Raw genomic sequence first — 712 nt, 5'->3', positions numbered from 1 at the left:
CGCCAAAACATCTTCGGCGTTGTAAGGTTAAGCCTCACGGTTCATTAGTATCGGTTAGCTCAACGTATCGCTACGCTTACACACCCGACCTATCAACGTCATCGTCTTTAACGTTCCTTCAGGAGACTTAAAGTCTCAGGGAGAACTCATCTCGGGGCAAGTTTCGTGCTTAGATGCTTTCAGCACTTATCTCTTCCGCATTTAGCTACCGGGCAATGCCATTGGCATGACAACCCGAACACCAGTGATGCGTCCACTCCGGTCCTCTCGTACTAGGAGCAGCCCCCCTCAATTCTCCAGCGCCCACGGCAGATAGGGACCGAACTGTCTCACGACGTTCTAAACCCAGCTCGCGTACCACTTTAAATGGCGAACAGCCATACCCTTGGGACCTACTTCAGCCCCAGGATGTGATGAGCCGACATCGAGGTGCCAAACACCGCCGTCGATATGAACTCTTGGGCGGTATCAGCCTGTTATCCCCGGAGTACCTTTTATCCGTTGAGCGATGGCCCTTCCATTCAGAACCACCGGATCACTATGACCTGCTTTCGCACCTGCTCGCGCCGTCACGCTCGCAGTCAAGCTAGCTTATGCCATTGCACTAACCTCCTGATGTCCGACCAGGATTAGCTAACCTTCGTGCTCCTCCGTTACTCTTTGGGAGGAGACCGCCCCAGTCAAACTACCCACCAGACACTGTCCGCAACCC

Annotated in this window: 1 rRNA gene; it reads right to left on the bottom strand. The window is 53.8% G+C overall.

Annotated elements, in window-relative coordinates:
• Positions 1 to 23 precede the first annotated feature (23 nt).
• Positions 24 to 712: ribosomal RNA gene (locus PGR10_RS25355) — 23S ribosomal RNA — on the bottom strand; the annotation flags it as partial.

The sequence above is a fragment of the Klebsiella sp. 141198 genome, from assembly GCF_050600785.1.
Lineage (GTDB): Bacteria > Pseudomonadota > Gammaproteobacteria > Enterobacterales > Enterobacteriaceae > Klebsiella > Klebsiella aerogenes.
This window is presented reverse-complemented; position numbering and strand designations above follow the sequence as displayed.